This window comes from Micromonospora sp. PRAS1 (assembly GCF_059553435.1).
Window position 1 is genome coordinate 1 of sequence record NZ_JCANNB010000072.1, and the last position, 9,735, is coordinate 9,735.

Genomic DNA, 9,735 nt, shown 5'->3' on the forward strand with positions numbered 1-9,735 from the left:
CTGAGCGGTGGCGCCGGGCAGGAGTGGACGCCGGTCGAGCCGTTCGCGTTGATCGGCGAGGCGGACCGGGCGTTGCTACCCGACGGGCTCACCGACGCCTACCCCGCGTCGCAGACCCAGCTCGGCATGCTCGTCGAGCTGGCCACCAGCGGCGACCGGGCGGCGTACCACAGCGTCATCGCCCACCAGGTCCGCGACGGGCGGCCCTTCTCGGCCGACGCGCTGCGGGCCGCCGTCGCCACGGTCGTCGCCCGGCACGAGATCCTGCGCACCGGGTTCGACCTGACCGGCTACTCGGTGCCCATGCAGCTGGTGCACGCCGAGGTGACCCCGCAGGTGACCGTGGTGGACGGCCGGGACGTGCCGACCGACGAGCAGCAGCGGCTCTTCGAGGAGTTCATCGCCGCCGAGCGGGCCAACCGCTTCGACCTGGCCGCCGCGCCGCTGCTGCGGGTCGCCGCGCACCGGGACAGCGCCGAGAGCTGGTGGCTCACCTTCACCATCTGCCACGCGGTCACCGAGGGCTGGAGCAGCGCCCAACTCCTGGCCGAACTGCTCACCGCGTACGCGGAACTGGCCGACGGCCGGCAGCCGACCGAGACCGAACGACCGCCGGTACGCTACGCCGACTTTATCGCCGCCGAACTCTCCTCGCTCGCCGCCGACGAGGACCGGAACTACTGGCGTACCGCGATCGACGGGCGTAGCCCGTTCGCCCTGCCCGCCGGTTGGGGTGAGGCCGGCGAACCGACGCCGGTCTCGACAGGCGTCGACGTCGCCGACCTGGACGAGGCCGTCACGCGATTCGCCTCCGCGTCCGGCGTATCGGTCAAGGCGGTGCTGCACGCCGCGCACCTGAAGGTGCTCAGCCAACTCACCACCGAGGAGAGCTTCCACGCCGGCCTGGTCTGCGACGCCCGGCCCGAGGTGCTCGGTGCCGAACGGGTACACGGCATGTACCTCAACACCCTGCCGTTCGGCTACGACCGCACCGCCCGCACCTGGCGCGACCTGGTCACCGCGGTCTTCGACCGGGAGGTCGAACTCTGGCCGCACCGGCGGTTCCCGCTTGCGGAGATCCAACGCGACAGCGGCCAGCGGCTGCTCCGGGTGATGTTCAACTACCAGGACTTCTCCCGCGCCGAGGCCGGCGCGACCGCGACCGGCACCGAACCCGTGGTGGTCGGCAGCGCCGGCGACGGCGCCACCGAGTTCGAGCTGTCGGTCTTCGCGCACCGGGGCAACTACCAGCTCTCCAGCCGCAGCGACGTGCTCTCCCGGGCCAACCTGGCGCGGCTGGCCGGCATGTACCGGGCGGTGCTGGCGGCGATGGTCGCCGACCCGGCCGGTGACGCGCAGGCGGTCTGCCTGCCCGGCGGCGAGCGGGAACGGCTGCTCGGCGTGGTCGACACCGGCGTCGAGGAGCCGGTCACCGGCACCCTGGTCGAGGCGTTCCAGGCCCGGGTGGCCGCCGCGCCCGAGGCGGTGGCGGTGGTGACCGGCCCGACCCGGCTGACGTACGCGCAGGTAAACGCCCACGCCAACCAGCTCGCCCGGGAGCTGCGGACGCTCGGTGCCGGCCGGGGCACGGTGGTCGGTGTCTGCCTGGACCGGGGCGCGGAACTGGTCCCCGCGCTGCTCGGCGTGCTGAAGGCCGGTGCGGCGTACCTGCCGCTGGACCCGGCGCAGCCGGCCGAACGGATCGGGTACCTGCTCGCCGACGCGGGCGCCCGGACGGTGGTCACCACAAGCGACCAGGCCGACGCGCTGGCCGGGTACGACGGGGAACTGGTGCTGCTCGACCGTACCGACCTCACCGGCCACCCGCAGACCGACCCGGCACCCGTCAACGACGCCGACGACCCGCTCTACGTCATCTACACCTCCGGCTCGACCGGCCGCCCGAAAGGCGTCTGCGTCAGCCACGCCAACGTGCTGCGGCTGCTCGCCAGCACCCAGGAGCACTTCGCCACCGACGAGACCGACGTCGTCGCGCTCTTCCACTCGTACGCCTTCGACGTCTCGGTCTGGGAGCTGTGGGGTGCGCTGCTGCACGGCAGCCGGCTGGTGGTGATCCCCCGGGTGGTGGCCCGCTCCCCGGAGGAGCTGCTCGACCTGCTTGTCGAGCAGGAGGTGACCCTGCTGGCCCAGACGCCGACGGCGTTCCGTGGCCTGGTCCGGCTGGCCGCCGACGGCGACCCGCGGCTGCGCGGCCTCGCGCTGCGCGCGGTGGTGCTGGCCGGCGAGCGCCTCGACTTCGCCGACCTGGTGCCGTGGGTCGACCGGCTCGGGCTGGCCCGGATCGCCCTGGTCAACATGTACGGCATCACCGAGACCTCGGTCTACTCCACCTACCACCGGGTCACCCGGGCCGACCTCGCGCCCGGGGTGGGCAGCCGGATCGGCCGTCCCCTGCCCGGCCTGCGGCTCTACGTGCTCGACCAGCACGGTCACCCGGCACCGCTCGGCGTGCCCGGCGAGATCCACCTGGCCGGTCACGGCGTGGCCCGCGGCTACCTGCACCAGCCGGCGCTGACCGCCCAGCGGTTCCGGCCCGACCCGTACGGCCCCGCCGGCAGCCGGATGTACCGAACCGGCGACCAGGGGATCCGGCTCCCCGACGGCAGCGTGGAGTTCCTCGGTCGCCTCGACGACCAGGTGAAACTGCGCGGCTACCGGATCGAGTTGGGCGAGGTGGAGGCGGCGCTGACCGCGCTGCCGCAGGTCACCGAGGCGGTGGTGGTGCTGCGCGAGGACACCCCCGGCGACCCCCGGCTGGTCGGCTACCTGGTCGCTGCGGCCGGGACCCGGCCGACGGTCGCGCAGCTGCGCGCGGGGCTGGCCCGGACCCTGCCGGAGTACATGATCCCGTCGACCTTCGTGACCCTGGACCAGCTGCCCCGCAACAACAGCGGCAAGCTGGACCGGCGGGCGCTGCCCGCGCCGCAGGCCGGCGGACCCGGTGACGGGCGGGCGGCGGTCGCGCCGCGTACCGAGCTGGAGGCCCGGGTCGCCGCGATCTGGGCCCGGGTGCTGGGCCTGCCGGCGGTCGGCGTCGAGGACGGCTTCTTCGAGCTGGGCGGCCACTCGATCAAGGCGCTGGTGCTGGCCAGCGCGCTGCGCGAGGAGGACCTGGACGTCACCGTCGCGGACGTCATCGACCACCAGACCGTCGGCCGGCTCTGCGCCGCGCTGGCCGAACGCACCGCACCGGTACGCGTCGACCGCCCGGTACGACCGTTCGAGCTGGTCGCCCCCGCAGACCGGGCTCTGCTGCCGGGGGGCCTCACCGACGCGTACCCGCTCTCCCAGGTGCAGCTCGGCATGCTGCTGGAGATGGTGGCCGACAACGGCTGGCACCACTACCACAACGTCGCCTCCTTCCTGGTCGACTCCGACGACCCGGTGCAGCTGCCGGTGTTGCGGGAGGCGGTGCAGCTGGTGGCGAACCGGCACGAGGTGCTGCGCTCCTCGGTGGACCCGACCGGCTACTCGGTGCCGATGCAGCTGGTGCACGACGAGGTCGACGTGCCGGTGGTCCTGCGTGACCTGCGCGAGCTGACCGAGGCCGACCGGGCGGCGGAGCTGCGCCGGCTGGTTGCCGTGGAGTACACCTCACCCTTCGACGTCGGCCAGGCGCCGCTGCTGCGCTTCACCGCCTGCCAGGAGACCGACCGCAGCTGGCGGCTGATGCTGACCATCTGTCACGTGATCATCGAGGGCTGGAGCCTGCACGCGCTGGTGGCGGAGATCCTCGACCACTACCGGACGCTGCGCACCGGTCACCGGCCCGAACCGGAACCCCTGCCGCAGGTACGCTTCGCCGACTTCGTCGCCGCAGAGCTGCGCGCCCTGGAGTCCCCGGCGGACCAGCGGTACTGGCAGGACCTGGTCGACCGGTACGCGAAGTTCACCCTGCCCACCGCGTGGCGGCCGGCGACGCCGGCGTCGACGCGTACCGCCCACACCGTGCGGGTGCCCTTCCACGACCTGGCGCCGGGCCTGCGCGAACTGGCCACCGCCGCGCGGGTCTCGCTCAAGGCGGTGCTGCACGCGGCGCACCTGACCGTGCTCGGCCAGCTCACCGACGAGCCGCGTTTCCACAGCGGCCTGGTCTGCCACACCCGGCCGGACCTGGTGGGCAGCGAGCGGGTCTACGCCATGTCGCTGAACACGCTGCCGTTCCCGCACGACCGCACCGCCGCCAGCTGGACCGACCTGGTACGCCAGGTGCACTCCAGGGAGGTGCAGGTGTGGCCGCACCGGCGGTACCCGGCACCGGCGATCCGCCCGGCGGTGGCCGGCAGCCGGCTGGTCGACGTCTACTTCAGCTACCTCGACTTCGACGAGGTGATCGGCGAGCGGGCGGCCACCGGCACCGGGTACGCCGCCGCCAGTTCGGAGTTCGCCCTGGCCGTCTCCGCCGTCGCCGGGCACCTGCACCTGAGCAGCGACAGCGACCACCTGGACCGGGCCGAGGTGCAGCGGTTGGCCGCGATGTACCGGCTCGTGCTGGCCGCCATGGTGGCCGACCCGGACGGCGACCCCCGCGCGGTCCGGCTGCCCGAGGCCGAACGGCACGACGTGCTTGTCGGCTGGGCCGAGGCGACCGATGAGGGGACGCGGCCCGACGGAGCGGCTTCGACGGCGGCCGGACCGGAATCGCCCGGCCTGGTGCCCGACCTGGTGCAGGCGCGGGCCGCCGCCGCAGGCGACGCCGAGGCGGTCAGCGGGCACAGTTACGCGGAACTCGTCGCGGCGGCCAACCGGCTCGGCTGGCACCTGCGGGAGCGGGGCGTCGGACCGGATCAGGTGGTGGGGGTGCTGCTCGACCGGGGCGTGGACCTGGTCACGACGCTGCTCGGCATCTGGCAGGCCGGCGGGGCGTACCTGCCGATCGACCCGTCCTACCCGGCTGCCCGGATCGCGTCAATGCTGGCCGATGCCGGGGTCACCGTGGTGGTCACCAGCACCGGCCACGCCGACCGGTGCGGCGGCGTCGAGCGGGTGCTGCTCGACGCCGAGGCGGCGGAGATCGCCACCCGCCCGGACGAGCGACCGCCCGGCCGGACCGACCCGGACCAGCTCGCGTACGTGATCTTCACGTCCGGGTCGACCGGCCGACCCAACGGCGTACAGGTGAGCCACCGCAGCCTCGCCGGCTACCTGGACTGGGCGGTACGCGAACTCGTCGCCGACCGGTCGGGCGGGGCGCCGCTCTTCTCCTCGGTCGCCTTCGACATGGTGGTGACCACCATCTGGGCGCCGCTGGTCGCCGGCCAGCGGCTCTGGCTGCTGCCGGCCGACACCGGACTGGACGAGCTGGGCGCCCGGCTGGCCGAGGCGGCACCGTTCAGCTTCGTCAAGCTGACCCCGAGCCACCTCGACCTGCTCGCCGGGCAGCTGACCGGCGAGCAGGCGGCGACGCTGAGCCCGCTGCTGGTGCTCGGCGGCGAGGCGCTCACCCGGCGCAGCTGTGCGCGCTGGCAGCAGCTCGCGCCGGAAACCGTGCTGCTCAACGAGTACGGGCCGACCGAGGCGACGGTGGCGGTCAACCGCTACCCGGTCACCGGCGCGGTCACCGGCGACGTGGCACCGGTCGGTCGCCCGCTCGGCGGGATGCGCAGCTACGTGCTGGACGTGCGGCTGCATCCGGTGCCGGTGGGTGCGGTCGGCGAGGTCTACCTCGGCGGGCCGGGACTGGCCCGGGGGTACGCCGGCCGGCCGGAACTCACCGCCGACCGGTTCGTGCCCGACCCGTACGGGCCGGCGGGCTCCCGGCTGTACCGCACCGGCGACCGTGGCCGCTGGCTGCCGGGCGGGCAACTCGACCTGCTCGGCCGGGTCGACGACCAGGTGAAGATCCGTGGGCACCGGGTGGAGCCGGGCGAGATCCGCGCCGTGCTCCTCGATCATCCCGCGGTACGCGACGCGGTGGTGGTCGCCCGACCCGCGCCCGGCGGCGGCAACCAGCTCGTCGCGTACCACGTGGGCGACGCCGACGACCTGGCCGGCCACTGTGCCCGGCGGCTGCCCGCCGCCCTGGTCCCGGCCGCCTTCGTGCCGGTCGACACCATCCCGCTGAACCCGAACGGCAAGGTGGACCTGCGGGCGCTGCCGGCCGGTCCGCTGCGGGCCGGGGCGGCGGTCGTCCCGCCGCAGGGCCCGACCGAGACCCTCCTCGCCGGGATCTGGGCCGAGGTGCTGGGCGTGGCGCGGATCGGCCGGCAGGACCGGTTCTTCGCCCTCGGCGGGCACTCCCTGCTGGTGGTGCCAGTGGTCACCGCCGCACGGCAGGCCGGCCTCCCGCTGACCCTGCAACAGGCCATGCTGGACCGGCCGCTTGCCGACCTGGCCGCCGCGCTCACCCCGACCGGCCCGGCGGCACGGGTCGGATCCCCACCTGCGGCGCTACCGCAGCTCGAACCGCTGCTCGCGCAGCAGCGGGTGCCCGGCGCCTCGCTGGCCCTGCTCGCCGACGGTGAACTGGTCGAGGTCCGGGCCGTCGGGCGGCGTACGGCGGGCGGCGACGATCCGGTGACCCCGGCGACCATCTTCCAGGTCGGCTCGGTAAGCAAGCTGGTCGCCGCCGTCGGCGCGCTGGTCCTGGTCGGCAGGGGGACGGTGCAGCTCGACGCGGACGTCAACGGGTACCTCAAGAGCTGGCAGCTGCCCACCGACCGGCCGGTGAGCCTGCGCCAACTGCTCGGCCACGTCGCCGGGCTGACCGCCACGGGCAGCACCGGGCACCCGCGCGGCGGCCCGGTGCCCACCCTGTCGGACCTGCTGCACGGCCGTGGTCTGCCCACCGGGGCGGTACGGGCACTGGCCTCTCCCGACCCGGTGGCGGTGGAACGCAACAGCCACTTCGTGGTGGTGCAGCAGCTGATGGAGGACGTCACCGCGACGCCCTTCGCCGAGCTGATGGCCGAGCTGGTCTTCGAGCCCCTGGGCATGACCGGCAGCAGTTTCGACCAGAGCTTCCCGGAGACCTCCGGCCGACCGGTGGCTGCCGGGCACGACGAGCGGGGCGAGCCGCTGCCGGGCGGCTGGCAGCTGCGGGCCGACCCGGCAGCGGCCGGCCTCTGGACCACCGCGACCGACCTGGCCCAGCTGACCCGGAACCTGCATCTCGCCTACCGGGGTGGCCCGGGACTGCTCAGCCAGGAACTGGTGCGGGCGCAACTGACCACCGGACCGGGCGGGGTCTTCGGGCTCGGCTGCCTGGTGGACCGGATCGACGGGCCCACCGGAACCCGGGTGGAGTTCAGCCACCGGGGCCGGACCGCCGGGTACCGGGCGCTCACCGCCGGCCGGCTCCCGGAGGGGTCCGGACTGGTGCTGTTGACAAACGGCGACGCGGGCGACGAGGTCGTGTCGCTGCTGCTCTCCGACCCCGCAACCACGGAGGAGATCCGATGACGGCCGCACCGCACAGCCCCGCACCGCACAGTCTTGCAGCGAGCAGCAGTCTTGCAGCGAGCAGCAGTCTTGCACCGAGCGCCGACGCGTCGGCGCGGCAGGTGCGGCAGGTGCGGCACCTGGTGTCCATCCGCGATCTGACCGACGGGGACCTGTACTCGATCGTGGCCCGGGGCGCCGCCTTCGCGGCGGGGGAGCGCGGCAACCCGCTGGCCGGGCGGGTGGTCGGCGCGTACTTCCTGAAGACCTCGACGCGGACCCGGACCGCCTTCAGCAGCGCCGCGCTGCGGCTCGGCGCGGGCGTGATCCAGTACGGGCCGCAGGACCTCCAGACGAACACCGGGGAGACCAGCGAGGACACCGGCCGGGTGCTCGCCGGCATGCTCGACGTGCTGGTCGCGCGCACCGCCGGTGACCCGGCCGAGCTGCGGGCCTGGGCGGCCCAGGACCGGATGTCGGTGCTCAACGCGATGAGCGCCGAGGAACATCCCACCCAGGCGTTGACGGACCTGACCACGCTGCTGCGGCAGTTCGGCCGGATCGAGGGGCTGCGCCTGCTCTACGTGGGGGAGGCCAACAACACCGCCACCGCGCTCGCCCTGGCGCTCACCCGGTTTCCGGGCGTGGAGCTGGAACTGCGCACCCCGCCCGGGTACGGCCTGCCCGAGCAGATCCTGGCCGACGCCACCCGCCAGGCCGGGGTCAGCGGAGCGAGCGTCGTCGAGCGGCACCACATGTCCGACCTGCCGGGTGATCTGGACGCCATCTACACCACCCGGTGGCAGACCACCGGCACCAGCAAGCCGGACCCGGACTGGCGCCGGATCTTCGCACCGTTCCGGGTCGAACAGGCGCTCTGGCGGCGCAGCCCGCACGCGGTCTTCCTGCACGACCTGCCGGCACACCGCGGCGAGGAGGTCACCGCGGAGGTGCTCGACGGGCCGGCCAGCATCGCCTTCGCGCAGGCGGAGAACAAGTTCTACAGCGCCATGGCGGTGCTGGACTGGTGCCAGGCGCCGGCGGACGGTTCGACGAGGTGACCACCTCCGAGGCACCGGGCCGCCCCGCCCGTCGACGTACGGGTCTGGCCGGCAACCGGGACTTCCTGCTGCTCTGGACCGGCTCCGGTTTCTCCGCGCTCGGTGCCCGGGCCACCTCCATCGGCTACACCCTGCTGGTCTTCTGGTCGACCGGGTCGGCCACTGCGGCCAGCCTGGTCACCTTCGCCGCGCTGCTGCCGAACCTGGTCGCCCAACTGCCGGCCGGCGCGCTTGTCGACAGGTGGAACCGGCGTACGACGATGCTGGTCTGCACCGTCGGCCGGGTCGCCGGGGTGGGCAGCGTGGCGGTGGCGGTGCTGCTCGACGCGGTGTGGCTGCCGCACCTGATGCTTGTCGCGTTCGTCGAGGCCACCCTGGCCATCTGCTACACGCTTGCGGAGCGGGCGGCGGTGGCAAGTGTGGTGTCGCGCGACCAGTTGGGTGCCGCGACGGCGGCCAACGAGTCGCGGGCCAACGCCGCCAGCATCCTGGGCCAGCCGGCCGGCACAGTTCTCTACTCCGTCGCCCGCTTCGCGCCCTTCCTCTTCGCCACCGTGGCACACCTGATCTCGCTGGTGACCCTGCTGTTCATGCGGCGGGACCTACGGGCGCCCCGGGCGGCGGGTGCCGCACCGGGCCGGCTGCTCGCCGAGATCAAAGAGGGCTTCGACTTCGTCTGGGGCCAGCTCTACCTGCGTCGGGCGCTCTGTCTCTTCGCGGCCAGCAACATCCTCTTCCAGATCCTCGGCCTCGGCCTGGTGGTGCTGGTCAAGGAGCGCGGTGGCGAGCCGACCACGGTGGGTCTGCTGCTTGTGGTCAACAGCGTCTTCGGCATGCTCGGCGCGCTGACCAGCAATGTCTACCTGCGCCGCTGGGGCATCCGTCGGATGATGATCGGCATCAACGTGGGCTGGGCGGTGTTGATGCCGCTGCTGGTGGTGGCACCCGGCCTGATCGCGGTCAGCGCCATCCTCGCCCTGATCAACTACGGTGCCGGGATCGGCAACGTGGCCGGCATGCTCTACCTGCTCAAGACGGCGCCGGACGAGCTGCGCGGCCGGGCCGGCTCGATCTTCACGCTGCTCGCCTCGGGTGCCAACGCCGCCGGGGCGCTGCTCGCCGGCTTCCTGCTCGACCGCGTCGGCATCGAGGTGGCCCTGGCGATCGTGGGCGCCACGATGGTGGTGATCGCCGTCTTCGCGGTCCTCGCCTTCGGCACCCGGGCCGCCGCCGAAGCCGAACGCGCCGAAGCCGACGCCGACCGCGAATTGAC

General features: G+C 73.7%; 3 protein-coding genes. All 3 read left to right on the forward strand.

Features of this window, described 5'->3' with window-relative positions; translation table 11 throughout:
* The first annotated feature begins 48 nt into the window (after window positions 1–48).
* Entirely contained in the window at window positions 49–7,422 is a 7,374-nt protein-coding gene (locus AC507J_RS31900) for a non-ribosomal peptide synthetase (RefSeq protein WP_496294228.1), read from the forward strand.
* 101 nt (window positions 7,423–7,523) lie between these two features.
* Complete coding sequence (locus AC507J_RS31905; RefSeq protein WP_496294232.1) at window positions 7,524–8,462, forward strand: ornithine carbamoyltransferase; 939 nt, start codon at window positions 7,524–7,526, stop codon at window positions 8,460–8,462.
* Window positions 8,459–9,735 (forward strand): MFS transporter (locus AC507J_RS31910; protein ID WP_496294230.1); only part of this gene is annotated, 1,277 nt, incomplete at its 3' end. The genes AC507J_RS31905 and AC507J_RS31910, both read left to right, overlap by 4 nt.